A 25,892-nucleotide genomic window follows, 5' to 3' on the forward strand; every position below is an offset into this window, starting at 1 on the left:
CCGCCAATTGAAAACCTTTCAGTGTTTTAAGCCTGTCGACAGTCCATGTCAAGACCATGGAAGAGGTTTGAGGAGATTGAAGGTGATCCAGCACACATCGCCGACAGAAGACTCGGTGCTCCCCGGCGCCCGGGCAGGGCGAGACCCGGCCCGGGCCATCAGGCGCGGACCCAGCCGTCTGCCCCCTGAGGTGGTGGCCGCCACTCAGCGCGAACGCCTGCTCGACGGGCTGGTGCAGACAGTGGCCGAGCACGGCTTCACCAGGGCGACCATCAGTGACATCTGCCGCGCGGCGGGGGTGACCCGGCCCGCGTTCTACGAACAGTTCGAGGGCAAGGAGGACGCTTTCCTCGCCGCGCACCGTTTCGGGACGGCCGTCCTGGTCAAACGGATGACCGAGGCCTACGAGGCGGAGCCGGAGTGGCGCCGGGCGGTGTGTGCCGCACTGCGGACCATGCTCCACCTGTTGGCGGCGGTGCCGGCTTTCGCCGCGATGGTGGTGGAGATCGACGCAGTCGGAGTCGCGGGCCGCCGCCAGCGCGAGCAGTTCCTCCAGCGGCTCCGCGCGTTCTTCGCCAACTGTCCGGAGCTTCCCGGCGGCTTCGCCCGGGAAGCCGTGGTCGACGCGGTGATCGGTGGCGTCTACGCAACGGTCTACCAGTGCATCGACCGCCGGTCGGCCGCCGAACTCCCCTCCCTCGAGGGGATGCTGAGCTTCTTCTGCCTGGTGCCCTTCACCAGCCCCCACGAGGCCTCGGACTGGCTCTCCGGCACCACGGCGGCCCCGGTCGTACCCCTCGATCCGGACTGCCGCCTTCTTGACGCCCCAGCTACGCCACAGTAACTTCCTGACTACCCCCGGTCATTCCGGTGCTGCCCGCTGCCGCTGGCAACCACCTGCCGGTGGGATCGTCACCGCGCTGTCCGCGCCAGGGCAACGTGTCCGTGCCTGCATTCCCCTTTCCGTTTCCCAGGGAGCACACATGGCCACGCCCGAGAACACCGTGCCCGAGGCCGAGCAGTCCGCCCCAGCCGCACCGAGCCGTGGCCGGGTCAGACTGCGTCGGCTCGCCCTGATGGCGATCCCGACGCTCGCCGCGTCGGCGACGCTCTCGCTACTGACCGCGCAGGGCGTTCTGGCCGCGCAGTTCTCCATCTCCGGCATGCCGTTCACCGTCACCGCCTCCAATCTGCAGGGCGATGGCTTCGAACAGTTCGGTGGCATGGACACCATGATCGAGAACAGCCCGAACGGGGGCGAGACCGGCGGGCAGGTCCTGGTCGTGGTCTCTGCCATCCGGTCCGCGACCATGACCAATCTCTGCCAGAGCGTCGACCTGGGCGGGATCAACCTGAAGATCACCGCTGGTGACGCCGGGACACCCGTCACCGCCTCCCAGCTGGTCTCCGACTCCGAACAGCTCGCGGGCGACGCTTCGTTCACCGGCATCGAGATCGGCGGCGACGCGAGCACCTACACCAAGGCCGGGGTCCAAGGGCCCACCGGAGTGTTCGGCCAGCAGGCGGACACCGTGAACATCCAGAACCTGCGGCAGCGCAACTACGCCAGCACCGCCGCGGTGTTCAAGCTGCCGCACCTGCGCCTGCGGTTCACCGACGAGGCCTGCTGAGGTGACCGGGACGGCCACGAAAGCACCCGCCCGCGTCGGTCGGCTGGGACGGTGGCGCGCTTGGCGGGGACGGCGGCCCTTCCTCGGCGGCGTGCTGGTGTTCCTTGCCGGGGGAGAGATGCTGCTGACCCTGCAGGCCCCGTTCTCGGTGCTGATGCACGTCGGCCTGCAAGGGGTGGCGGGGTATCTCGTCCCGGCGGTCCTGATGCTCTGCGGTGCGCTGATCATCGCCGAGCCGCAGCAGCGGACATTCCACTCGGTGCTGAGCGTGCTGCTCTCGCTCTCCAGCTGGCTGACATCCAACCTGGGCGGGTTCGTCCTCGGCATGGCGCTCGGTCTGACCGGGGCCTGCCTGGCGTTCGGATGGCTACCGGAACAGCCACCGCGACGACGGCTGCTCCGGTTCCGCCGCCGCCCGGGCGAGGGCTCGAACCTGCCGGAATAACGCGCCGACACGGGCGCCTTCGATCGCCCGTGTCCCGGCCGGCCCGCACGGGGGGCTGGCCGGGACACGGGTCTCAGTGCCGGGCGTTGAAGTCCGGCGGGACGAGTGAGCCCGATGCGACGAGCAGGGCCGACGTCGCCACGGGCTGTGCCACCCCGGCGATGAAGACCTGGAGGGTGCGGACGCCGGAAGGGCTCTTCGGGTAGACCGAGAAGCGGACGGAGAGCGCGCCGTCGGCTCCGGTCGTCACGGTCCGGGCCTCCGGGCCCGCACTCAGCCGAACGGTCACCGCCTGGTTGGGAGGCATCGCGACGCCCTCCACCAGGAAGTCCGCTCCGGGCGCGCTGACCGTGACGCTGGTGGAGACATGCGGCTTGGCACCGTCCAGGACGGTGATGGTGAGGTTCTGGGTGGCGGACACGGCGGCGCTGTCCGTGACCTGGAACGTCAGGTCGCTCTTACCCGCCACCGTGGGGGTACCGTCCACGGTCCCGGTGCCCGGGTGCAGGATCAGTCCCGCTGGCAGGGTGCCCTTCACCACCGCCCAGGTATAGGGCGGAGTGCCGCCCAGCGCGGTGAGGAAGGCGGTGTAGGGCGTGCCGGCGACGGCATCGGGCGGCTGGGGTGAGGTGGCGGTCAGCTCACTGGGTGCCACCGTGAGGCCGAGGTCCTGGGTGGCGGTCGTGGCGGCGCCGTCGGTCACCTGGAAGGTCAGCGCGCTCACGCCCGCCACAGCAGGGGTTCCGTCGATGATCCCGGTATCGGGGTGCAGGGTCAGCCCTGGCGGCAGGACGCCCTGGAGGGCCGTCCAGGTATAGGGCTCGATGCCGCCCGTCGCGGTCAGGAAAGCGGTGTAGGGCGCCCCGACCATGGCGGTCGGCAGGGCGGTCGAGGTTGGGGTCAACGGAGGCGGAAGTGTCGTGATGCTGAGGGCCTGAGCGGCATTCTGCTGGTTCCCACCTGTGCCGTTGTCCGTCGCGGTGACGGTGAAGGCGACCGTGCCGACCGCCGTCGGGGTGCCGCCGAGCACGCCCGAGGTCGGGTTGAGTGTGAGCCCCGGCGGGAGGGAACCGGTGGTGACTGCCCAGGTGACCGGTGGGGTGCCGCCCGCGCTGGTCAGGGTGGTCGTGTAGGGGTTGCCTACCGAGCCCTGGGGCAGGGTGGTCGTGGTGACGCGCAGCTCGGCGGGAAGCACGACGATGGTGACCGTCCTGCTCGCGCTCTGGCCGTCGGTGTCGGTGACCTGGAAGGTCAGCGCGGTGCTGCCGGGCGCGCTGGGGGTGCCGGTGACATCGCCGGTCGCCGGGTCAAGGCTGAGCCCTGGCGGCAGGGCCGCCGCGGTGATGGACCAGGTGTAGGGCGGGGTGCCGCCGCCGGCCGCGACTGCGGCGCTGTATGGGACGTCGACCTGGGCGTCGGGCAGCGCGGACGTGCTGATGGCGAGCGCTCCGCTGGTGACGACGGTGAGGGTGAAAGCCTGGTCGGCCGAGCCCACGGTGTTGGTGGCGGTGAGGGTGAACGGGTAGCTGCCCTCGCTTCCGGCCGAGGGTGTGCCCGCCAGGTCGGCGGTGCCGTCGCCGTTGTCGGTGAAGGTCACGCCGGCGGGCAGGGCCCCCGCCGGCGGGGAGAACACGGGCGCGGGCAGGCCGTCTGTCGTCACTGTGAAGGAGGCCGGGACGCCGATGCCGAATGTGGTGGCCGCACCGCTGGTGAACACCGGGCTCTGGCCGACTGCCTGAACCAGCGGGACGGCCTGGCCTCCGGCGTACACGGCGCTGCCGTTGTAGGTCGCGCGGATCTCGTGGTCTCCGGGGCCCAGGGCGGAGGTGGTCAGCACGGCTTGGGAGGGTGTGCCGGTGAGTGCGACGGTGCCCAGTGGGGCGCCTCCGTCGCTGAAGGCCACGGAGCCGGTCGGTGTGCCGCCGTCGGTGCCGGTCACCGTGGCGGTGAGGGTGACGGGCTGTCCGGCGAGTGAGGGGTTGTCGGAGGACATCAGGCTGGTGGTGGACACCGTCTTGGGGACGGTCCCGGTCGCGACCCCTCCGAGGGCGCCGGTCACCGGGACGCTCCCGGTGACCGTGCCGGTGGCGGTCGAGAGCACGGTGGCGGCGCTGCTGGGCTGGGTTGCGTAGAGGGCGGCACCGTCCCTGGTGACGGCCAGGTGGGTGGGGGTCGCTCCTGCGGGCAGGGCTGCGGGCTGGAAGGTGTTGCTCGCGGTGTCGAGGACTGTGACCGTGCCCTGGGATGGATGGCTGACGTAGATCCGGGAACCGTCGGGGGTGATCGCCAGGTCTGCGGCGTCGGTGGTGGGGATGGTCGCCGAGACCGTGTTGGTGAGGGTGGAGAGGACCACCACACCGGTGCCGGTGCTGCTCAGCAGGTAGACGCGAGTGCTGTCGGGGGTGACGACGATGCTCCCCGGTGCGGCGCCGACGCTCACCGTGGCCACCACGGTGTTGCTCGCGGTGTCGATCACGGAGACGGTGTTGCCGCCCTGGTTGGTGACGTAGACGCGGGTGTTGTTGGGGGCGACGGCCACGCCGGACGGGGAGACGCCGACGGGGACGGTGGCGAGGATGCTCGGGCCCGTGGCGTCGATCACCGACACGTTCGACGAACCGCTGTTGGCGACGTAGACCCGGGTGTTGTTGGGGGTGATCGCCACACCCGACGGGGAAGCGCCCACGTTCACCGTGCCCAGCTGGGTGTTGTCGGTGGCGTCGATCACCGACACGTTCGACGAACCGCTGTTGGCGACGTAGACCCGGGTGCCGTTCGGGGCCACGGCGAGGGCTCCGGGCGAGGATGCCCCGACCGGAATGCTCCCGGCCGTGGTGTTGTCCACGGCATTGATCACCGTGAGGCTGTTCTGGTCGGTCCCGGTCACGTACACGTAGGGGCCCGGGAGGACGGCAGCGACGGCCTCTCCTCGGAGGGTCGCCGTGCCGAGGGCCACCAGCAGGAGGCACAGGAGCGTCGGCAGCCAGCTGCCTGCAGGGCGGGGCCGGGCGCGGCCGGCTGTACGGGTGTGTCCCGGTGCGCCTCTGCGGCGTGCTGCCTGGCGGATCATCCGTGTTCTCCCCACTCCGCCTCGGGGAAGGGGCAGGCCTGGTGCCAGCCCCCCGCCGGATCTCCACCCTCCCATCTGTGAAGTGCCCGATGCTGCCCGCCGGTCCCGTGTACGGGGCAGGAATCGCTGCCCCGCACGCGGGACCGGCGGGCGCCGGACGGCCGGATCACCGCTTGGCCGGTTCCTCCTCCTTCAGGGGCCAGCACACGCCGGTGAGTGTCTCCGAGATGTCCCACAGCCTGGCGGCGACCGAGTGGTCGTAGGCATGGTCGGCGGCCCGCTGCGCCACCGGGGCGCCTTTGAGCTTGCCCACTCCCCCGGGACCGTAGTACCGGCCGCCGGCTGCGAGCGGGTCGAGCGCGGCTCGGACCACCGGCCAGGCTCCGCGCTGCTTGCTCTGAGCCATCAGGGCCAGGGCCGCACCGCGCAGGCGCTGCGCCGTCGTGGGGCTCCAGACCGGGGGGCGGGCCGGATCCAGTTCGCCGACGGCCCAGCCCGGGTGGGCGGCCAGGCTCACCGCCGGGCTTCCGGCCGCACGCAGCCGCCTGTCGAGCTCGAAGGCGAAGAGCAGCGCGGCGAGCTTGGACCGTCCGTAGACCCGCATCGACCGGTAGGAGTGGAAGCTCTGCAAGTCGTCGAGGGTGAGCGCGGCACGAGTGTGGGTGAGGCTGCCCAGGGTCACGACCCGGCCGGTGGGGCGCTCGAGCAGGGCCGGCAGCAGCTGCAGGGTCAGGGCGAAGTGCCCGAGGTGGTTGGTGCCGAACATCGTCTCGAACCCGTCGGCTGTCTCGGTGCGCTCCGCGCCCGAGGTGACACCGGCGTTGTTGACCAGGATGTCCACTGGTCCGCGGCGCTGCAGGCCGGCGGCCGCCTGCTGGACGGAGACGAGGTCGGCGAGGTCGAGCGGAATGCCTTCGACCGAGGCGCCGGGGACCTGTCCGCGGATGCTCGCGACGGCGGCTTCCGTCCGCTGGGGGCTGCGCGCCGCGACGATGACGTGGGCGCCTGCGGCGGCCAGCTGTTCGGCGACGTGGTAGCCGATGCCCGCGCTGCCGCCGGTGACAACGGCCGTCCTCCCGTGCTGGTCTGGGAGGTGGGTGGGGTTCCAGCTCACGGTGTTTCCTTGCTCTCTGGTTCATTGTGTGGGAGTGATCCGGCGGGTCCGCCGGCCGGGGCGGGCACGAACAGGACCAGTGCACCGGGGTGGATGCGGACGCGGGCCGGCAGCGGCCCGGCGAAGTCACCGTCGGTGTATGCGTTGACTCCCGGCGATTCGATGAGCAGCCCCGTGGTGCGCTTGGTGGTCACCTCGGGCCTGCGGACGTGGGTGCCTTTGAAGACGGTGGGGAAGAACCGCACGAGGGTGCGTCGGGGCATCGCCTTGACCAGGGTGAGGTCGAGGAGGCCGTCGGCTGGGTCGGCGCCCGGGCAGATGGCCATGCCACCGCCGTAGGTGTCGGTGTTGCCGATGGCGGCCAGGGTGAGTTGGCCGTCGATTTCGGTGCCCTCGTCCAGGACTATCCGGAACGTCAGCGGGCGCAGGCCGAACAGCTCGACGAGCATGGCCACGTTGTAGCGGGCCCGCCCGCGCAGGCGGCGCATGCGGTTGGCGCGGTCGCTGACCAGTGAGTCGAAGCCGCAGGCCATGACGGAACCGAAGTAGCGGCTGTTGCCGTCGGCGGTCTCGATCCGGCCGAGGTCGACTGCCCTGGTGTGGCCCTTGGCGATGACGTCGGCCGCGGCTTCGGGGTCGTCGAGCGGCAGGCCGTGGGCGCGGGCGTGGTCGTTGCCGGTGCCGGCCGGTATGACGCCGAGCGGGACGGTGGTGCCGGCCAGGGCTTGGAGCGCGAGGGCGATCATGCCGTCCCCGCCGGCGACCACGACGGCGGCGCAGCCCTCGTGCACGGCGGCGCGTACGTGGCGGACGGTCTGGGTCTCGTCGGCGGCGGTGAGGACCTGCACGTCCCTGCCGTGGCTGCGTAGCCGGTGGGCGGCGAGTCGGCCGGCACGTCCGGCGTGGCCGTCGCCGGCGTGGGGGTTGACCAGGAGGAGGACTCTGCCCGGCTTGGGCTCGGTCACGGGATGAGCTTTCCGGGGTTGAGGATGCCGGCCTGGTCGAGGGTCTTCTTGACTGAGCGCAGCACCGCCACTCCCAGGTCGCCGATCTCCCGGGTCATCCACGGGCGGTGGTCGGTGCCGACGGCGTGGTGGTGGGTGATGGTGCCGTGGTTGGCCAGGATGGCATCGCCGGCGGCGGTTTTGGCCTTGCTCCACTGGGTGACGGCGTCCTCGCGCTGCGCGCCGAGGACGGTGAAGTAGAGCGAGGCGCCGGTGGGGTACACGTGCGAGATGTGGCACATCACCAGGGAGGGGCTGCCGGTGCTCTGCAGGCTCTGCTGGAGCGCGGCGGTCACCTCGGTCTTCAGTTCGGCCAGGTGGGCCCAGTCGGTGGCGGTCTCCAGGGTTTCGCAGAGGGCGCCGACGTCGAGCAGGGAGTCGCGGAGGTACGGAGCGTTGAAGCGGCCGTGTTCCCAGGCGCGCGCCGGTTCTTCGCCGAGCGAGGTGCCACCGGCGGCCAGCAGCGCGGTCCGGGTGAGTTCGTGGCGGGCGGCGGCCTGCTCGGCGGTGCCCTGGAAGAGGGTGATGGCCAGACAGCCGGTGGTGACCTGGTCGGTGCCGATCGCCTCGGTCATGGCGAGGTTGACGCCGGTCTCGGTTTCGTCGGAGAGCCGGATGACGGTGGGGCCCATGCCGTTTTGGGCGACGGCGCGCAAGGCGGCGGCGCCGGTGGTGAAGTCGGGGAAGTTCCAGGCCTCGTAGCGGGTGACCGCGGGCACGGGGTGGACCCGGACGCGGACTGCGGTGATGACGCCCAGGGTGCCTTCGGAACCGAGGAAGAGCTCGCACAGGTTGGGCCCGGCGGCCGAGGCGGGAGCCCGGCCGAGGTCGAGCGGGCCGCTGGGGGTGATGACGCGCAGGCCCTGGACCATGTCGTCGAAGCGGCCGTGACCGGCCGAGGCCTGGCCCGAGGAGCGGGTGGCGGCGAAGCCGCCGATGGTGGCGTACCGGAAGCTCTGTGGGTAGTGGCCGAGCTCGTAGCCGTGCTCGGCCAGGAGCGCCTCGGCCTCGGGGGCGGTCAGGCCGGCGCCGAGGACGGCCTGACCGGAGACCTCGTCCAGGGCGAGGAGGCCGCCGAGGCGGCGCAGGTCGAGGGTGATGACGCTGGTGAAGCGCCCTCGGATGGGGGAGACTCCGCCGACGACACTGGTTCCACCGCCGAAGGGGACGACGGCGATGCCCTGCCGTGTGCAGAGGTCGAGGACTGCCTCGACCTCTGTGTCGGTGCCGGGCATGACGACGGCGTCGGGGGCGTCCTGCGGGGCGCTCTGGCGGCGGCGCAGCAGGTCGAGGGTGGATTTGCCGCCGGCCCGGGTGAGGCGGTCGGCGTCGGCGGTGCTGATGTGGTCGGCGCCGACGATGGCGGCCAGGGCTTCGTGGGCGTCCACGGACAGGGCGCTGGGGCGCAGGGTGACCTGGTCCACGGTCGGGGCGGGGGTGCTTTGTGGGGTGAGGTCGAGTATCTGGCCGAGGAGTTTGGTGATGTCCTCGGACAGTGGTTTGGCGAGTGTGCCGTCTCCCCAGGCGTTCCATTGCATGGGGGGTATCGGCAGCAGGGTCGGCCGCCGGTCGTCGTCGCCAGTAGGCTTGAGGGTCGTCATGGGTTACAGTGTTCCACATAATGTCAACTCGTAACGATGGTGCAGACGGCACCCACGACCGCATCCTGGACGCTGCGGCGCACTTGGTGCGCTCGATCGGCCCGCAGCGCCTCACGCTCGCCGAGATCGCCCGGCGCGCGCAAGTGAGCAGGCCCACCGTCTACCGGCGCTGGCCGGATCTCCAGGCTGTGATCGGGGGGCTGCTCACCCGGGAGATCCGCGCCGCCCAGAGCGTGGTGCCGCCCGTGGGGGAGAGCCGGCAGGAGACCGTGGCGTGGATCGTCGAGGTGGCGGTGGCACTCCGGGACAACCCGACGATCGAGGCCCTGCTGCATGCGGACTCCGGGATGCTCCTGACATATGTGGTGGAGCGGCTGGGCACGAGCCAGCTCGGGCTGCTCGACGTGCTGGGCAAAGCAGTCGCCCGCGGGCAGCGCCACGGCTCTGTCCGGGCCGGGGACCCAGCCGAGTTGGCGGCGATGGTGCTGCTCATCACCCAGTCCACGGTGCAGTCGCACCGCATGATCGCCCAAGTCCTGCCCGAGGCGGCCTGGCGCCGCGAACTGGCCACCGCCCTGAACGGATACCTCGCACCATGACCGCAGCAGAATTCGCCGGCACCACCATTCTCAACGCGCGGCGGCGCGCGGCCGAACTCTCGGCCCTGGCCGACGACCCGCGCGTGGACGTGCTGGTGATCGGGGGCGGCGTGACCGGCGTCGGCGTGGCGCTGGACGCCGCTTCCCGGGGGCTGCGCACCGTCCTGGTGGAGAGCCGTGACCTGGCTTTCGGTACCAGCCGGTGGAGCTCGAAGCTGGTGCACGGGGGCCTGCGCTACCTCGCCTCCGGCCGGGTCGGAGTAGCCCGGGAAAGCGCCGTCGAGCGAGGGGTGCTGATGACCCGCACCGCTCCGCACCTGATCCGCCCGCTCCCCCAGCTGGTGCCACTGCTCCCGACCCTGGGGCGCGGCCAGGCCGCGCTGGTGCGGTCCGGTTTCCTCGCGGGGGACGCACTGCGGCTGAGTGCTGGTACGCCGTCCTCTCTGCTGCCCCCGGCCCGCCGGGTGAACGCCGCCGCGGCCCGGAACCTGACGCCCGCAGTGCGGCTGGCGGGCCTCCGGGGGGCGCTGGTGGCACACGACGGACAGCTGGTCGACGACGCCCGGCTGGTCACCGCCATCGCCCGGACAGCTGCCCAGCACGGGGCGGGCATCCTCACCCGGGTACGGGCCGATCAGGTGAGCGGCGACAGCGCGCGGCTGACCGACGCCCTCACCGGCGAGTCGTTCACCGTCACCGCCCGCTCGGTGATCAACGCTACCGGCGTATGGGCCGGTGACATCGACACGTCGATAAAGCTCCGGCCCAGCCGTGGTACGCACCTGGTCATCGACGCCGCTGTGCTGGGCGGCCCCAGGGCCGCCCTCATGGCGCCGGTGCCGGGATCGGTCAGCCGCTACGTGTTCGCGCTTCCCCAGCAGCTCGGACGGGTGGTGGTCGGCCTGACCGACGAGGACGCCCCCGGGCCGGTCCCGGACGTGCCGGTGCCAACTGACGGGGAGATCAGCTTCCTGCTGTCGACCATCAACACCGTGCTGGAGCGGAGTCTGACCCGCTCGGACGTCCTGGGTGCGTTCGCCGGCCTGCGTCCGCTGATCGACACCGGCGACGGGGCGACCGCCGATCTCTCGCGTCGGCACGCCGTGCGGGAGTCCGGTTCGGGTGTCATCACCATCGTCGGAGGCAAGTTGACCACCTACCGGGCGATGGCCGAGGACGCGGTCGACACTGCGGTCCGGGCCAGGGACCTGTCTGCGGCGCCCTGCCGCACTCGGGACATCCCCCTGGTCGGAGCACCCCGCCATCCTGAAAGCCGGGCGCTGCCAGGTGCGCTGGTGACGGTGCCTGCCGCACTGGTCGCCCGGCACGGCGGGCAGGCCGCCGAGGTGCTCGCCTCCTCGCGCTGCGGCACCCCGCTACGGCAGATCGCGGAGGGCATCGACGTGACCCGCGCGGAGGTCGAGTACACGCTCACGCACGAGGGTGCCCTGGACGCGGCGGATGTGCTCGACCGGCGCACCCGCATCGGCCTGGTACCCGCCGACGCAGAGCGCGCCCGCCCCGGTGTCGAGGAGATCGTCGCCGGTCAGCGCCGGTGAACGACGACTGCGCCCAGGGCCGCCAGCTTGGGCACCAGGTGCGGGAAGTAGCCTCTGAGAAGATGGCCGCCGTGCACGGTGGTCATGCCCTCGGCTGCCAGGGCGGCGATCACGAGCGCTGCCACTGAACACGCACTCTCGCCATGGACGGCGTTGCCCACCAGGGCGGGCCGGCCCCGGACGGTGATCTTCGTCCCGTTGACGACGATATCGGCGCCGAGGGCCCGCAACGGTTCGATGTGCGCGGCGAACCGCGGGCTCGCCAGGGCCTCCCCCTGGATCTGCGAGATCCCGTCGGCCACCGCGAGCAGTGCGGTGAGCGCGCCCCTGGCCCGGCCGGGGAACGCGGGGTACGGCCCGGCCACGGTGTGCACCGCGCGCGGCTGGCGCGAGCATTCGACCACCGTACCGCCGTTGTGCCGACTCACGTCGATCCCGGCGGCCGAGAAGAGCGTCAGCACACCGTCGGTGAAACCGTCGGGATCGAAGTTCACGAGATGGACCGTGCCGTGTGTCACGGCGACGGCGAAGGCCAGCGCGATGGCCTCGAGCTCGTCCGGCGGCAACGCGATGACGCCGCCGATCAAGTACTCGGACCCGGTCACCTCCAGGGCGGACAGTCCCCGCCAGGTGATCCCGACCCCGAGATCGGCGAGCATCCGTGTCATCGCCAGGATCTCCGGCTCGGTGCTGGGTCTGAGGATGGTGGAGGTCCCGGGGGTCCTCGCCGCCAGCAGCAGGCCCACCACCGTGGCACCGAAGGCGGACCGCGAGGTGGCCTTGTCGGATCCCATCACGAACGGCAGCCGCCGAAACGGCAGCTGCGCGCAGACCCGGTCCCCTGTCACGTCCATCTTCGCCCCGACTGCGAGCATGGCCCTCAGGTAGGGCTGGATGTTGCGCGCACCGACGCTCCCGCCCGGAATCCGGAACTGCACCTCCCCGGTCCGGGCGAGTAGGGCGCTGGCGATCACTGCGGTGGTGCGGGTGTCCCGGGCGAGCTCGTCCGGGACGATCGAGTGGGTGTACAGCGGGGGCTCGGTGACAAGGCAGCCGCCGGAGATGGAGACACGGGCGCCGATCCGCCGGAGCAAATGGGTGCACTCATCGGTGGCCAGGCTCTCCGGAACTCCGGTGAGGACCACGGACTCGTCCGCCAGGATCGCCGTGGCATAGAGGTGCCTCGCGGAGCTCTGGCACGGCTGCACGGGAGTGCTGCCGACGAGCCTGGCTCCGCCGCTGATCCAGATGCCACCCGGGACGGAGGCCGGTCTGAGCATGACAATTGCCTTTCGGATATTTCCAGTCCCGGAGCAGGGTGCCGCCCGGGAATCGGCTAGGCCCGCGCGGGCCCGGCGAGGAGGGAGCGGGCGGCTGTGACGGCCCGCAACGCCGCCGACATGTGCCAGCGCCGCACGTCGGGCAGGGCGTTGCGCAGCTCGGAGACGGCATCGAGATGAGCGGCTGCGCCGGCGAGCAGGATCGAGGCCCTGCTCATCCGCCCGCCGACCTGGCGGGCCATGAAGCGGCCCGACACGCGGGCTGTTTCGGCGAGCTCCTCGGTGCCGGGGTCGTCCAGCAGCTCGTGCCCCCAGAACTGAAGCGCCTCCCCCAGCGCGTTCCGAAACCGTTCCAGGTCGTGCTCGGTCCTGTCGTCGGCCGTCACCAGCGGGGCACTCACTTGGCGGAGGCGAACACCTGGGTCCACCACGGGCCGCGGTCGGCCAAGGTGATGCCGACGCCTATCTCCTTGAAGCCGCAGTTGAGGATGTTGCTCTTGTGCGAAGGGCTGTGCATCCAGGTGTCCATGACCTCGGCCGCGTCCGCCTGACCGTAGGCGATGTTCTCACCCCAGCTGCGCCAGTTGTATCCCGCCGCCGTGATCCGGCTGTCGGCGTGACGGTTCTCGGGGTCCTCGTGCTCGAAGTAGTGACGCGCGACCATGTCGTCCGAGTGCACCTGGGCGGCCCGGTTGAGCTTGGCGTTGACGGTCACCGGGCCACAGCCAACGAGGGCCCGCTCCTTGTTGACCAGGTCGGTGACCTGCTGGATCACCCGGTCGCCTGCGCCCGCCCCGGTCACCGGGCCGCCACCGGCACCGTGGCTCGGCTGGGTGGCGCTGGACGGCGAGCCGCCCTTGGCCGGCCGGGCGGGGCTCACCGGACCGGACGGGCTCTTGGCGGCCGCCGACAGGGAAGGATCCGACGGCGGCACCGACGACGGCGGCGGTACCGGGGCCGACGACCCGTAGGCGGTACCGGGCGTGCCCGGCTGCTGAAGGTCGGGCATCGACGAAGCTGACGGCAGGCCCCCGCCCGGCTGGCCCGAGGCACCCTGCCCGGCGGCTGCCGGGCTCTCAAGAGTGCTCTGGGCCGCGAGTCCGACGGTCGGGCCGGTCCCAGCCGCCATGATGTAGCCACCGGTCGCCACCACGAGCAGCGCGGCCGCCCCGGTGAGCGCGATGCGGAGGCCACGCGGCGAGTCACCGCGACGGTGCTTTCCGGCCGTGCCATCGTCGGCGGGGTCATCGGCCGCAGGGCGGGGAAGGTTGTCGTACATGTGCTTCACCTAAATCCTGGCTGGCTGTCCCGTGAGGGCCTACAACCAGGAGACGGGACCGGGACCGGGCGATAACCGAAACGGCCCGATGTGACCCGCCTCACGCCGAGGCCGGCGCCCCGGGTGCCGGAGGGTTACGGCCCGCACCCCCGCCCGTCCTCGCTCCTCCCCATCACCATCAGGTCGCCGTCCCACGCGGTGACGGCCCAGCCGTCAAAGACGAGGACGGACGCCAGCGCCCGGGTCACCGCCTCCCGCCGGCCGTCCTCCGCCCCCGGCGGCACCGTGGTCCTTTCTCCGGACCCGTGTGCCCGCTCCACCCGCCACCCGACCAGGACCCCTCGGGCCCGCAGCCCGACCTGGAGCCCTGTGGCCCGGGTGTGCGCCACGTCGAAGCCCGAAGCCCACAGTGCGTCGCAGACTCCTTCGAACAGCTCCAGATCACCAATCATCGACCTACCTCGAAGACGGGCAGCCGCGTGCCGCACGGCCGCTGCGGAGACGGCACGGTCCGCGCCGTCCGCTCTCATCGTCGCCTCGCCGGCAGGCCGGGAAATGCGCCAACGGGAAAACTTCAAGGCGCGCATCCTGCGTCGACGACTGCTCGTGGAGGACCGCCGGAAGGCGGGTGGTGAGCATTTCATGAGAAGGGCCACCGACGTCCAGGGTCCGGCGGCCAAAGGTTGCGAGAAGGCTGATTTTCTCCGGAAATATGCAGCGCTCCCGCAGTAGATTCGGAGAAGAAAATGACAACAGGAACAGTCAAGTGGTTCAACTCCGAAAAGGGGTACGGTTTCATTTCCCAGGATGGAACCAACGCGGACGTCTTCGTCCACTACAGCGCAATTGGCGGCTCAGGTTTCAAGGAACTGGATGAGGGCGAACCGGTGACGTTCGAGATCGAGCGCGGTCCCAAAGGGCTACAGGCCTCCCACGTCGTACGGGAGAACCCGTCACCCATCTCGCACCCCGGCCCCCGGCATCAGCACCGTCACTGAACGCGGCGGACGCCGGCCCGTGAAGTCGGCTCCAGCGACGTGGAGCTCCGCCGTTCGGCCCGCCAGGAATCCCGCGATAGCCGAACATCCACTCCACCGCCGAGATTTGACCGCTGGGCCGGGGGCACGGCCTATCCATGCCCCCGGCCCATCGAAGGAGGTACGAACACCATGACGGAAGTGGACCCCAGCTTTCCCCGCGAATGGGTTGACATTCCCGATGTGACCGACGGGAACCGGGTATACCGCTGCGACCTCACGTGGCTGACATCCCGTTGGAACTGCATCTTCGGCCGGGGCTGCCCGGGCACCCGGCACGAGAACCAGGGCTGCTGCACGGTGGGCGCCCACTGGGCCGACACCCAGGACCGTGAAAGGGTCGAGGCCTACGCGCAACTCATGGGCCCGGACATCTGGCAGTTCCAGGGCATCGGTCTCTCCGACGGCATCACGGTGGACACCGACGACGGTTACGGACGGACCCGAATCGTCGAAGGCGGCTGCATCTTCCTGAACCGGCGGGGATTCCCCACCGGTCCCGGCTGCGCCCTGCACGAACTCGCCCTTCGCGAGGGGATCTCACCGATCGACACGAAGCCGGACGTCTGCTGGCAGATCCCGATGCGGATCGGGTACGGCTGGGAGGAGGACGACCTGGTCGTCTCCATCACCGAGTACGACCGGGCCGGCTGGGGCCCGGGCGGCGCCGGGATGAACTGGTGGTGCAGCGGAAACACCTCAGCGCACACTGCCTCGGTACCGGTGTACCGGTCCTGCGAGGAAGAGCTGACCAGGATCATGGGGGCGGACAACTACGCCGCACTCGCGGACGTCTGCAAGGAGCGGGCAGAACTGCCGTACCCCCCGCATCCGCACCCTGCGGACCCGCCGCCGGCCTGGGTCCGGAGCTGACCAGGGGGTGTGGTCGGGGCCCGGCAGCCCCTATGGGCAGCCTCGACTGCGTTCTGGCCCTCCTCAGTCGCCCTTGAGGAGATCCGGCACGCCGCACAGGATCGGAGCACTGGCTCGCAGGGCCCCGGCGGGGACTGCCCGCACACCAACCGGATGAACGGAGGTGCACATGGCCGCCCCGAGACGCCGAGCCGACCAGCCCTCACTGCGGGGGCGGTTGGGTACCGCGCTGTTCGTCGCGGGGGTGGCGCTGATGGCGGGCGGGTTGGCGGTGGCGGCGCAGTCCGGCCTGCCGCCCGCGTCTCCCGACCCGCCGTCACAGTCGTACTCCCTGGTGCCGGTCGCTCCGGCGGCGGGCTCCACCCCAGTCGACGCGACGACACCATGGCCTGTCCCCGTGGTGTGGGGTGTCCCCTCCCCGGCAGCTTCCCCGGCCGGCGCTTCGGACCCCAGCATCGACCAGTCGCCAGCCCCGGACAGCCTCCTTCCGGACGGGCCGCCCGCGGACGGGGGTTCCGCACCGACCGTCGCGGCCGCTCCTACGGCCACGGTCCCGGCCACGGCCGCGGTCGCCGGCATCCCCTCGGTCGTCCTGAGCGCCTATCAGGACGCGGAGGCGGCTGCCCGGCGCGCCGACCCGTCGTGCAATCTGCGCTGGCAAATCCTCGCGGGCGTCGGCAAGATCGAGTCGGACCACGCCCGCAACGGGGCCGTCGGCCCCGACGGGACGATGCTCCGGCCCCTGTTGGGACCGGTGCTCGACGGCTCGGCGGGCAGCGCCGCGATCAACGACACCGACCAGGGGCTGCTGGACGGGGACACCAGGTGGGACCGGGCGGTCGGGCCGATGCAGTTCATCCCCTCCACCTGGGACACCTGGGCGGCAACCCAGCGTCCGACGGCAGGGCGCCCCGACCCGCAGAACGTCTTCGACGCGGCCATGACCGCCGCCCGGTACCTGTGCGCCGGTTCCCTGGACCTGTCCCGTGACTCCGACCTCGACCGGGCGATCCTCGCCTACAACCACTCGGCGGCGTACGTAGCCGATGTCCGGAGCTGGATCGGCTCCTACGACCACTCCGTCGTGCCGTTGCCGTCCCGCCAGGACTCTCCCCAGGCCCCCGCTCTCACCGCGGCCCCGGCAATGCCGTCCCCGGCCCCGAGCACCGTTGCGACCCCGGTACCGTCGCCACCCGTCGATGCGCCTACCGGCCCCGCACCCACGCCCGCCGCAGCTGCCCCGACCAGCCCCAACGCCCAGGCGCCCACCCTCACGGAGCCCCCGGCCTCCCCCGGTACTCCCGCGCCCTCCGCCGACAGCGAGCCGCCTGCGGCGACGACAGCTCCGGCCGAACCGCCTGCGACGACAGCTCCCGCCGAGTCACCCGCGGCGACGGCAGCGCCTACCGAAGTGCCCTCCGCCGGTGTCTCCCCCAGCCTGGCGAACCCCACATCCGCCGGCTCGGACCCGCCCACCGGAGCCGTCCCCGCCACCCCGGCTTCTCCGCAGGGCTGATCCCCGCGCCCCCGCGGGCTGGCCTCGCACCGCCGGAAACTGGCCGGGGATGGCAGATGCTTCCGGAACGGCCAAAAAACCTGCAGGCCGGGAGCAGATTCCGGTCCTGGCATGCAAGCTGTCCCCGCTGCGGCGAGATGCTCGCGCCATCCGGCACGTGTGCCCACACGGCCCTCACCGCATCCGCCAAAGCCGCATTCGGTCCAGGGGAGACACGGTGGGATCTGATGATGCATTCGACTACGACGTGGTCGTGGTCGGGTCGGGCTTCGGCGGTTCGGTCTCCGCACTGCGGCTGACCGAGAAGGGTTACCGGGTCGCGGTGCTGGAGGCCGGCCGGCGGTTCGGCCGGGACGAGCTGCCGAAGAACTCCTGGGACACCAGGAACTACCTCTGGGCCCCCGCCCTCGGCCTGTACGGCATCCAGCGGATCCACCTGCTGGCCAACGTGCTGGTGCTGGGCGGGGCCGGGGTCGGCGGCGGTTCGCTGAACTACGCGAACACCCTGTACGTCCCGCCGAAGCCGTTCTTCGAGGACCGGCAGTGGGCCCACATCACCGACTGGCAGCAGGAGCTCGCGCCCTTCTACGACCAGGCCCAGCGGATGCTCGGGGTTCGCTTGAACCCGACCATGACCCCCTCCGATGTCCACCTCAAGGACGCCGCCGAGCAACTGGGCGTCGGTGACACCTTCCACATGGCCCCGGTCGGGGTCTTCTTCGGCGACGGCCGGGACGCCGACGGCGAGGCCAGAGTGGCGCCGGGCGCCGAGGTCGAGGACCCGTACTTCGGCGGCGCCGGGCCGAAGCGGAAGTCCTGCATCGAGTGCGGCGAGTGCATGACCGGCTGCCGGCACGGAGCGAAGAACACCCTGACCGAGAACTACCTCTACCTGGCCGAGCGGAACGGCGCCGAGATCCACCCGCTCACCACGGTCGCCCGGCTGCGCGAGATCGAGGGCGGTTTCGCGGTCGACGTCCGGCGCACCGACTCCCGCTCCAAGGACCAGGTCAAGGCCGGGGCCCGCACCATCACCGCCGCCAAGGTGGTGGTCGCCGCCGGGACGTACGGCACCCAGACGCTGCTGCACCGGATGCGCGACACCGGCCACCTGCCCGGCATCTCGGCCAAGCTCGGCGAACTCACTCGCACCAACTCCGAAGCAGTGGTGGGAGCTTCGACGACCAACAGCCGCTACGCCAGGGGACTCGCCCTGGCCGGCGGCCGGGGGAAGGTCGATTTCACCAAGGGGGTGGCGATCACCTCCTCGATCCACCCGGACGAGAACACCCACATCGAGCCGGTCCGGTACGGCCGGGGCTCCAACGCGATGGGCGCGCTCAGCGTGCAGCAGGTCCCCGGGGTCGGGCGCGGGCCGCGCTGGCTGCGGTACGCCGTCACGGCGGCCACCCACCCGGTGATCTTCGCCCGGTCGATGAACCAGCACCGCTGGTCGGAGAAGACCATCATCGCCCTGGTGATGCAGTCGCTGGACAACTCGATCACCGTCTCACTGAAGAAGTCCGGCCTCGGCAAGGGCAAACTGACCTCCCGGCAGGGGCACGGCGCACCGAACCCGACGTACATCCCCGCCGCCGAGGCGGGTGCCCGGGCGCTGGCCGAGTCGATCAACGGCTTCGCCGGCAGCACGGTCGGCGAGATCTTCGACATCCCGATGACCGCCCACTTCCTCGGCGGCTGCCCGATCGGCGACAGCCCCGAGCACGGCGTGGTCGACCCGTACCACCGGCTCTTCGGCCACCCCGGGATCAGTGTGGTGGACGGCTCTGCCGTCTCCGCCAACCTCGGCGTCAACCCCTCGCTCACCATCACCGCGCAGGCCGAGCGGGCGATGTCGATGTGGCCCAACAAGGGCGAGGTCGACCCGCGTCCGGAGCCCGGAGAGGCCTACCGTCGGGTCGCTGCGGTGAACCCGGCCGCCCCAGCCGTGCCCAAGGGCGCCTTCGCCGAGCTGCTGCTGCCGGTGCCGACGGTACCGAAGAAGCGGACGTGACCCCGGCTACCCCCCCCTGGAATGATCGATAATGTTATCTTATCAATCCAGTTCAGGGGCCATCTCTTCGGCGACGCGCGCCCGAAATGATCAAGTATCATCGCTTATGGGCTCGTTGCCCTCTCCGTCCTCGGGATGCACCCTTCCTGGGTGCCGCAGCAACGCATCGTGACCCTCATTTACCCCAACATCCATGATCTCGGCTTCACCGGCCCACTGACGGTGTTCGAGACGGCCAACCATCTTCTGCCGGACCCGGCCTCCCACTACCAGGTAGAGATCGTGTCGATCGGGGGACCACAGATCACGACGTCCGCCGGCATGACCGTCACCGCCGCCCCTCCGGACGTCACCGACACCCCTATCGACACGCTGCTGATCCCCGGCACCTACGACAACTCCGTCCTTGCCGATCAGGAGCTGATCCAGTGGATCCGCACCACGTCCCGCCACGCGCGCCGCACCGCCTCCTCCTCCTGCGGAGCGTTCCTCCTGGCCGAGGCGGGCCTCCTCCAGGGCCGTCGCGCCACCACGCACTGGACCCTCTGCCACGACATGGCGCTGCGGTATCCCGAGATCACCGTCGAACATGAGCCGATGTTCGTCCAGGACGGGCCCTACGTCACGTCGGCCGGGGCCACCGCCAGCATCTACATGGCGCTCGCGCTGATCGAGGGCGACCATGGCCCCGGACTCGCCTTGAACATCGCCCGGAACCTGATCCTGCCGTACCGGCACCACGGCAATCAGTCTCAGTACAGCTCCATCCCGGAAGCTCGGCTCACCCGAAATCCGCACATCCGGTCGATCCAGGAGTGGATCCTCGCGCACATCGACAAGCCCATCCGGCTCCCCGACCTCGCCCGCCGCTCGCATATGAGCCTGCGGAACTTCAGCCGGGTGTTCCAGCGCGAGACGGGCCTCTCCCCCGCCAAGTACATCGAGCAGATGCGCGTCGCCCGTGCCCGCACCCTGCTGGAGACCACCGACCACCCGGTCCGGCACGTCGCCAACCAGTGCGGCTACACCCGCCCCACCACGTTCTACCGAACCTTCCAGCGGACACTCGGTCTCACACCGGCGGAGTACCGCAAGCACTTCCAGTCAACCTGATCCTGGTGTCCGCCTGGGCCGGCACCGTCGAGGGCCTCTCAGGATTCCTGCCCTTCCGGCACTTTGCGGTCGCTCAACCGAGGGTCAACGGCGGGACCCCGACTTGGTTCCGGGTGACCACCGGGGGCGGACACGAGGGTGGGCCGCGTTGTCTCCGGGAGACCCCCTTCCCTCCCAGCGATGCCATTCATGTGCCAGATCCCCCGCGCTGTGCGCGCCGTCGAGAAAGCCGCCCCTCCCGCACGCCCCCTGCATCCGCCTGGCGCACCGCGACGAGAGGTGCACCGGAGCCGTCAGGCAGGTACCTCGGGGCTTTCGCCTTGATCGAGGACACCGGTTGTCATGCGGCGGTGGTCAGCGTAGTTGATCGTTGTTCGTAGGTGATCGGGCTCTGTTGGCCGAGGGCGGAGTGCCGTCTCCTGGTGTTGTAGCGGGTGGCCCAGCGGAAGACGGACAGGCGGGCGGCGCGTGCTCCGGGCCAGCGTTTCGCGTTTCATACTGGCGTTGAAGGATTCGGCGGCGGCGCTGGTACCGACGGCTCCGCGGAGGCGGATCACGCCGAACCGGTCGCCGAGCGCCGCGAACTCTCTGGATGCGTACCGGTCTCCCTTGTCGCTGTAGAACATCGCTCCGCGCAGGTCCCGCACCGTGTGCCGACGGCTACCCGCAGGGCGTCGGCGACGCACAGCCGCTTCACGCCGTAGGCGTCGTGGTGGTCGGCAACGTACTGGAAGCGGATCACCAGTTCGTCTCGCCCGAGAAATACCTGGCCGCCCGGTGCAGGATCTCCCGCTCGAGCTCGAGTTCCCTGACCCGGGCCTTGAGCTGCTCGTTCTCCCTGGCCAGGGCGGTCCCGGGCACGACGGCCCGTTCGGTCCCACGCACCCAGACCCGCAGCGTCCCGTGGTTGATGCCCAGGTCCTTGGCCACCGAGGCATACGTACATCCCGGGCTCGCTCGGTACAGCGCGACGGCATCGGCCCGGAACTCAGGGGTGTACTTCGACACCCCCAACGGGAACTCCTGTCCTATGGATCATCACGATCCAACGATCAGGGCGTCCTCGATCAAGGAGAAACACCCCCACCGCTGGCTGACACCGCCGCCGGGAAGTGTCTGGACTTCATTGCCCCAGACGCTGCCCAGAGTGTTCTGGATGGCGCGCTCGGCACGGGTTACGTTGCCTTCCCCACCTGCCGTGACCCTCAACTGAGGAGTCGGGCGCTCAGATGTGGAGGCCGATGCCATGCCTAGTATGGAAATACATCCGGGGGAGGTCCTGGGAGCCGCGATCGCAGGTGAGTGCGCGCGGGTCGTCACGGCGTTCTCGTATCTCCGGCCTCTTCTGTACGAAGCGGCCTCGAGTGCCCATGTCGCGGCAAGAATGCCCGTCCCGTGGTACGACGGTGGACCCTCCTGGCCGTTCGAGTGCGATCTTGAAGAATTGGACTTGCTGATGTCCGAGCTCGAGGCTTCACTCGGCGGCCGGGCCACCCACTGGGGAGAGGGGCTTGAAGCGGCGATCGACACGGCTCGGGCCATCAGCAGCAGGGGGCTCGAGCAGGGATTGGAAGCCACGAAAGCCCGGCAGAGGATCCGTTCGGCGCTTGCCGAGGTGAACAGTCTGGCGGCCGCCGGTTCCCCGGTCCGTTCCCGCGAGTCCGCGATGTACGCGACATTGCAACGCGATCTCGCCAGCCGCGTCCCCGCATGGGCGCAGAGTCCTACGCAGGTCGAGCTCGCACCGCCCGTCCCCAGGCACTGCCCGGCCGTGTGCCGCGAAGCCATCAGGCTCCACATGGCGTACACCTCGCGGCTGGGAGCCGCTCTGAGAGCCGCTTTGGAGGCGCTAGGGGAATAGCCCCCGCGCATGTGATGCTCCCGCGGATTGACCCCCTGGAGGTCCGCTGGCACACCAGTGCACGGGTCGAGGAGCTCTCGGGGCGGTCACCGAGCGGGTGACGGCCACCGGCCTTGACCGTCGGTGAGCGGCAGCAGCGGCCAGCAGTGTTGCGGAGGCAGTCGCCCTGGAGCGTTACAGGGTCACTTCCGTGGCCATGTGTGCTGCCGCATGTGGTGGGGACTTACCGCGGAGTGGAACGCTGCGGCTACAGCAACTTATGCAGAGCCCCTCGCGGATGTCTCGGGACAGCTCCCACACAGGGTCACAAGCCCTGACAGCTGCGCCCGGCCTCTTGCCCGCCTGGGTGGTATCGCCGCGTGCCCGAGGAGTGACCGGTCCTCATCCGACGCACGTGTTCCGTTGCGCTGGCAGCCCGCCCGCGCTCCTTCGGATACCGGAGACCAAGTTGCGCACGACCCACCAGGCCTGTTCCCGCACTGCCCCCGACGCCGCAGCGGTGGCCTCGGCGGCCCTTCCCCTGACCGCCCTGCCGACCCCGGCAGCCCACGCCGCCGACCAGGTCACCCCTCGGAAGGCCTCCCCCGGCAGCGTCCTCCCTGACCGTCGGCTACGGCTACAACTGGGGGACCGCCACTGGCGAATCCACTGCCCAGACCATCACCCTCGCCCCGGACCGTCACCGTCCCCACCGGCTACACCGCCCGCATGGAACAGATCCTGCGCCCCGTGACCGTCTCCCCGGAAAGCAACACTCCACCGGCGTCTCTCCGGCACCTGCAAGGTCACCTGGAACCCGACCATCAAGAAGGTCCGCTTCAACACCGCCGTCTGCTACAGCGGCATCGGCGGCTACCAAGCGGACACCCTGGCATCGATGGTCCCTCCCGCGTACTGGACCAGGATCAAGGGCTACAGCAACAAGTTCCTGTGCCTGGCCCCCGCCCTGAACGCCGGCCCCCCGTCCGCCACCAGAAACAGGACATCCTCAAAGGCCAGGTGACCGGCTCCGAATTTCATGGCTTGCGGATTCTGCTTCGGACATGGGCGGGTGTCCCGACATCGGCTGTGAGAGAAGGCGCCCTGGGCCGCAGATGCGGCCGCCGACCGCGCGGTAGGTGCGCAGCACCGGGATAGCGGTGCTGCGCACCTACCCAAGAGCCCGCATCAGGGTGGTGCTGCGGAGCTTTCGCCGGCCGTCAGGTGTTCCCTGTTCGGCCCGATGCCGGGGTTGAGTGCCCGCCGCCGGTGTGATGTCCTGCCTGGCACCACACCATTTGAGCTCTCAAGCCCCACACCGCGTCCAGCGTGGACGCACGACCGGCCCACTCAAAGCGGAACAGAGACCAAGCAGCACCGAAAGCCCTGACCTTGGACCGGTACGTGCGAAGCCCCACGAGGAGTGAACCTGCCGTGAACTCCACCTTTCCATCTTGATCCACTTGTCCGCCATGCCTCTTGGGTCTTTGTCCGCTAACGCACCACCGAGATGAAAACAGCCCGTTCCTGAACTTGGCGCCCCCGCCGACAGCACCAGCCGCCGACCGTGCTTGTGTTCGGTGGCCGTCATCTCCCGAACCGGCTCCGGCTTCGCCGCCGGCGCGGCGGAGCGCTCCCGAGCTGGGATGTGGAACGGAGACCGCGGTCCCGGAAAGCCGGGGGCACTCCGTCGTAGAAAGTCACGGCCTCGAAAACCCGAACGCATTCGCCTGGGCAACAGCAATCTCAACCGTCTGACCGGGGCCGCTGCGAGGAGATCGGCGAGCGTCGGCCCCGTCGGCGACGCCCTCGACAGCACCCTGTTGGAGTCGATCATCGGTCTCCACAAGACCGGAGCCAACCACCGCCAGCCGCCGGAGCGGTTCGCCGCGACGCGGACCTCATCCCATACCGTGGCCAAGTCAGCCGTTTCTGTGGGCATCGGGCATTTTGAGACAAATGTCCGCTGCCTGCGGCAGGTGAGCCGAACAAGGTGGGACTCTGTCCTGACCCAGATCGTTACCGGGACGGCAGATCAGGGTGTGCCGCCCAGGTACCCCAGAGCCGCACACCCGCCCGTACGGGCAACCCCTGACATGCGGTCGGAGCTGCCGGCCGAATCTGACCAGGGATCCGCCGCGTCCGGTGCGAGCCGCCTGAGTAGTCGGCGGCCGTCCATCGCTCGGGCGGGTCTACCACCGACAGATGGTGACCGAGGAGCGCTGCTGTGGCTGTGGCGAGGTGATGTGAGTGAATTCCGATGACACCGCTGCGGGGTGCGACCCCGGCGCCGAGCACCAACACCGGCATTCCGGCAAGGCGCCCGTCACGCCGGACCTTGCCCCCGCCAGGACCGCCACTGCCCGAATGACGGGTGGAACCATTCCGCCCGTCCGCGAAAGCGACCCTCCCAGCCGCCTCTCGAACCGGGCCGTCGCCATCCGGACACTCCGCGCCCTGGTGCTGACCCAGCCCCCGGAGCGGATCCCCTGTCTCGCCCAGGACGGCGAACTGTGGTTCTCCGCGCTGGCCGCCGACCAGCGCACGGCGGCGGCCCGGTGCCGCCCGTGCCCCGTTGCCAGTGCCTGCCGTACTGCAGGCCGCGCCACCCGCGCCGCCTACGGCGTCTGGGGCGGCGAAAGACCGTACGAACGTCGTCGGGGCGGCTATGCCGACCTCAAAACCTGAAAGGACACGCGGGCGAGCGGCCTTCCGTCTCGCGCAACCTGTGGCGTTCGGTGGAGACCGTGCAGCAGGTAGCGTCAGGCGATCCCCGCCCGGTTCACGTACGGATCGCGTTCATGCCCTCCTGCAGGTCGGTGACTTGCCGCCGAGGACCAGCTGAAGGCTGTTCCGTAATTGGCTCCTGGCGGCTCGCGGCATACTGGCGCTGGTTGATGGCTTTGTTCGGCTGTGGGGCGTTCGTGGTTGAGTTGCGGTGTGAGGCGGTCCGCTGGGTGGACGATGAGCCGTGGCCCGGGGTGGCCGAGGTTCAGTTCACGGATACGGCGGGGCGGCGGCGGTCGCTGTTCGACAAGGCCCCGATCTTCGCCGCGATGGGCGAGTTCGTCACCGTCCCCACTTCCGTGCACGGCGCCGCGACGCTGGACGGACTTGAGGAGTTCACCATGCGGCCGGGCCAGCTCACCCGCTGAACGCGAGGTTGTGGAGCCGGGCGACGCCCATCATCGCGTGGCGCACACCGGCTCCGCGCAGTCGGCAGTCGCGCAGGACCCTCCAGTTCCTCATCCGTGAGAGACGTGCTCCACGGCAGGGCCCGGGCCCTGCCGTGGACGGCGTCGTCGGCTTCCTGCCGCGGGGTCAGGCGCTCTATTCCGCGACGGCGCCGGTGCGGCATCAGGGCGCTGGCTCCCTGGTAGCCACCATCCGCCAGGACCGGCGCGTCCCGGCAGGCGCGTGTCGGCGGCCGACTCGGTGAATGCCCGGGCAGTCGTTGCGGCTGCCCGGCAGAGGCAGCCCGACAGCGACGCCCAGCCGGCTGTTGGCGTCGATCACCACCTGCTGGTTGGTCGAGTACCGGCAGTTCTCGCTGGAGGCCGCGACCGTCCTGTCACGGATGGGCACCAGAGGGCCGTCGACAATCAGTACGGTGCCCTGCCATGGCCGCCGCGCGGGCGAGATCGCCAACAACGGCGCGAGGTGATCCAGCACCCGGCCCGCGGCCGACCTGGAAATCCCCGAACAACGGCGCGACCCGCCGCAACATCAGGTCGGTCCACCAGTACGCGGCAACCAGCAGCACCCGGACCTCCAGACAGAGCCACCGGGGCCGGCCCCACTGGACGTCACCGCCACGACACCGAACCAGCATGACAGCTTGCGGAACTACGACTCGCCCAGCTCCGAGAACGGCTAGATCCACATCAGATCGCTCGCCGAGATCACCCCACCCGTGC

Annotated in this window: 20 protein-coding genes and 2 pseudogenes; 12 read left to right on the forward strand and 10 right to left on the reverse strand. The window is 70.4% G+C overall.

The features are described 5' to 3' along the window. Positions 1–193 precede the first annotated feature (193 nt). The 3 genes from OHV05_RS36455 to OHV05_RS36465 all read left to right on the forward strand — a co-directional run bounded on the left by OHV05_RS36455 (position 194) and on the right by OHV05_RS36465 (position 2,076). A complete protein-coding gene (locus OHV05_RS36455; protein WP_405021651.1) occupies positions 194–844 on the forward strand; it encodes a TetR/AcrR family transcriptional regulator in 651 nt (216 codons plus the stop codon). A gap of 139 nt (positions 845–983) precedes the next feature. Beyond that, complete coding sequence (locus OHV05_RS36460) at positions 984–1,631, forward strand: DUF6230 family protein (protein ID WP_331730411.1); 648 nt, start codon at positions 984–986, stop codon at positions 1,629–1,631. A 91-nt stretch (positions 1,632–1,722) separates the two neighbouring features. Beyond that, a complete protein-coding gene (locus tag OHV05_RS36465; protein WP_405021652.1) occupies positions 1,723–2,076 on the forward strand; it encodes a DUF6114 domain-containing protein in 354 nt (117 codons plus the stop codon). A 73-nt stretch (positions 2,077–2,149) separates the two neighbouring features. Here the strand turns inward: OHV05_RS36465 and OHV05_RS36470 are convergent, their stop codons facing one another. The 4 genes from OHV05_RS36470 to OHV05_RS36485 form a co-directional block, all read right to left on the reverse strand. After that, on the reverse strand, positions 2,150–4,963 hold the full coding sequence (locus tag OHV05_RS36470; RefSeq protein WP_405021653.1) for a putative Ig domain-containing protein: 2,814 nt from the start codon (positions 4,961–4,963) through the stop codon (positions 2,150–2,152). Positions 4,964–5,312: 349 nt separating this feature from the next. Continuing rightward, the gene (locus tag OHV05_RS36475) at positions 5,313–6,260 is read right to left on the reverse strand and encodes an oxidoreductase (protein ID WP_331730420.1); all 948 of its coding nucleotides are present in this window, start codon (positions 6,258–6,260) and stop codon (positions 5,313–5,315) included. Further along, a complete protein-coding gene (locus OHV05_RS36480) occupies positions 6,257–7,225 on the reverse strand; it encodes a diacylglycerol kinase (protein WP_331730423.1) in 969 nt (322 codons plus the stop codon). The genes OHV05_RS36475 and OHV05_RS36480 overlap by 4 nt, the downstream gene beginning before the upstream one ends. After that, positions 7,222–8,802 carry an FAD-binding oxidoreductase gene (locus tag OHV05_RS36485; RefSeq protein ID WP_331731162.1) on the reverse strand — a complete coding sequence of 527 codons (1,581 nt, stop codon included), beginning with the start codon at positions 8,800–8,802 and terminating at the stop codon, positions 7,222–7,224. Before OHV05_RS36485 ends, OHV05_RS36480 begins: the two co-directional genes overlap by 4 nt. A gap of 83 nt (positions 8,803–8,885) precedes the next feature. Here OHV05_RS36485 and OHV05_RS36490 point away from each other — a divergent pair, with 83 nt between their 5' ends. Then, complete coding sequence (locus tag OHV05_RS36490) at positions 8,886–9,464, forward strand: TetR/AcrR family transcriptional regulator (protein ID WP_331730425.1); 579 nt, start codon at positions 8,886–8,888, stop codon at positions 9,462–9,464. Continuing rightward, a complete protein-coding gene (locus tag OHV05_RS36495; protein WP_331730427.1) occupies positions 9,461–11,023 on the forward strand; it encodes a glycerol-3-phosphate dehydrogenase/oxidase in 1,563 nt (520 codons plus the stop codon). The genes OHV05_RS36490 and OHV05_RS36495 overlap by 4 nt, the downstream gene beginning before the upstream one ends. Here the strand turns inward: OHV05_RS36495 and OHV05_RS36500 are convergent. The 4 genes from OHV05_RS36500 to OHV05_RS36515 all read right to left on the reverse strand — a co-directional run bounded on the left by OHV05_RS36500 (position 11,011) and on the right by OHV05_RS36515 (position 14,034). Further along, on the reverse strand, positions 11,011–12,303 hold the full coding sequence (locus tag OHV05_RS36500) for a hypothetical protein (protein ID WP_331730429.1): 1,293 nt from the start codon (positions 12,301–12,303) through the stop codon (positions 11,011–11,013). The two genes, OHV05_RS36495 and OHV05_RS36500, sit on opposite strands and share 13 nt — an antisense overlap. A gap of 56 nt (positions 12,304–12,359) precedes the next feature. Continuing rightward, positions 12,360–12,704, reverse strand: coding sequence for a hypothetical protein (locus OHV05_RS36505; RefSeq protein WP_331730431.1), 345 nt, complete (start codon positions 12,702–12,704; stop codon positions 12,360–12,362). Continuing rightward, complete coding sequence (locus OHV05_RS36510) at positions 12,701–13,582, reverse strand: CAP domain-containing protein (RefSeq protein ID WP_331730432.1); 882 nt, start codon at positions 13,580–13,582, stop codon at positions 12,701–12,703. Before OHV05_RS36510 ends, OHV05_RS36505 begins: the two co-directional genes overlap by 4 nt. Before the next feature lie 134 nt (positions 13,583–13,716). Further along, positions 13,717–14,034 (reverse strand): hypothetical protein, encoded by a 318-nt coding sequence (locus OHV05_RS36515; protein ID WP_331730434.1) that lies wholly within the window; start codon positions 14,032–14,034, stop codon positions 13,717–13,719. Between the two features lie 294 nt (positions 14,035–14,328). On the opposite strand from OHV05_RS36515, the gene OHV05_RS36520 reads away from it, so the two are divergent. The 5 genes from OHV05_RS36520 to OHV05_RS36540 all read left to right on the forward strand — a co-directional run bounded on the left by OHV05_RS36520 (position 14,329) and on the right by OHV05_RS36540 (position 20,135). Continuing rightward, positions 14,329–14,580, forward strand: a complete 252-nt coding sequence (locus OHV05_RS36520) for a cold-shock protein (RefSeq protein WP_331730436.1) — start codon at positions 14,329–14,331, stop codon at positions 14,578–14,580. Between the two features lie 222 nt (positions 14,581–14,802). Beyond that, positions 14,803–15,492: a hypothetical protein gene (locus OHV05_RS36525; RefSeq protein ID WP_405021654.1), complete on the forward strand. Its 690-nt coding sequence runs from the start codon at positions 14,803–14,805 to the stop codon at positions 15,490–15,492. 169 nt (positions 15,493–15,661) lie between these two features. Continuing rightward, positions 15,662–17,008 carry a hypothetical protein gene (locus OHV05_RS36530; protein WP_331730440.1) on the forward strand — a complete coding sequence of 449 codons (1,347 nt, stop codon included), beginning with the start codon at positions 15,662–15,664 and terminating at the stop codon, positions 17,006–17,008. 217 nt (positions 17,009–17,225) lie between these two features. Continuing rightward, positions 17,226–19,022, forward strand: a complete 1,797-nt coding sequence (locus tag OHV05_RS36535) for a GMC family oxidoreductase (RefSeq protein WP_331730442.1) — start codon at positions 17,226–17,228, stop codon at positions 19,020–19,022. Positions 19,023–19,172: 150 nt separating this feature from the next. Then, the gene (locus tag OHV05_RS36540) at positions 19,173–20,135 is read left to right on the forward strand and encodes a GlxA family transcriptional regulator (protein ID WP_405021655.1); all 963 of its coding nucleotides are present in this window, start codon (positions 19,173–19,175) and stop codon (positions 20,133–20,135) included. A 340-nt stretch (positions 20,136–20,475) separates the two neighbouring features. On the opposite strand, the pseudogene OHV05_RS36545 reads toward OHV05_RS36540, so the two are convergent. Continuing rightward, a pseudogene (locus OHV05_RS36545) lies at positions 20,476–21,149 on the reverse strand (transposase). A gap of 3,286 nt (positions 21,150–24,435) precedes the next feature. On the opposite strand from OHV05_RS36545, the gene OHV05_RS36550 reads away from it, so the two are divergent. Both OHV05_RS36550 and OHV05_RS36555 read left to right on the forward strand, forming a co-directional pair. Beyond that, positions 24,436–24,663 (forward strand): WhiB family transcriptional regulator, encoded by a 228-nt coding sequence (locus tag OHV05_RS36550; RefSeq protein ID WP_405021656.1) that lies wholly within the window; start codon positions 24,436–24,438, stop codon positions 24,661–24,663. 269 nt (positions 24,664–24,932) lie between these two features. After that, positions 24,933–25,130 (forward strand): hypothetical protein, encoded by a 198-nt coding sequence (locus OHV05_RS36555; protein WP_405021657.1) that lies wholly within the window; start codon positions 24,933–24,935, stop codon positions 25,128–25,130. Here OHV05_RS36555 and OHV05_RS36560 read toward each other — a convergent pair. Further along, positions 25,120–25,860: pseudogene (locus OHV05_RS36560) on the reverse strand (transposase). The gene OHV05_RS36555 and the pseudogene OHV05_RS36560 sit on opposite strands and share 11 nt — an antisense overlap. Positions 25,861–25,892 lie beyond the last annotated feature (32 nt).

The sequence above is a fragment of the Kitasatospora sp. NBC_00070 genome (assembly GCF_045041205.1).
In the GTDB taxonomy this organism is placed as follows: domain Bacteria; phylum Actinomycetota; class Actinomycetes; order Streptomycetales; family Streptomycetaceae; genus Kitasatospora.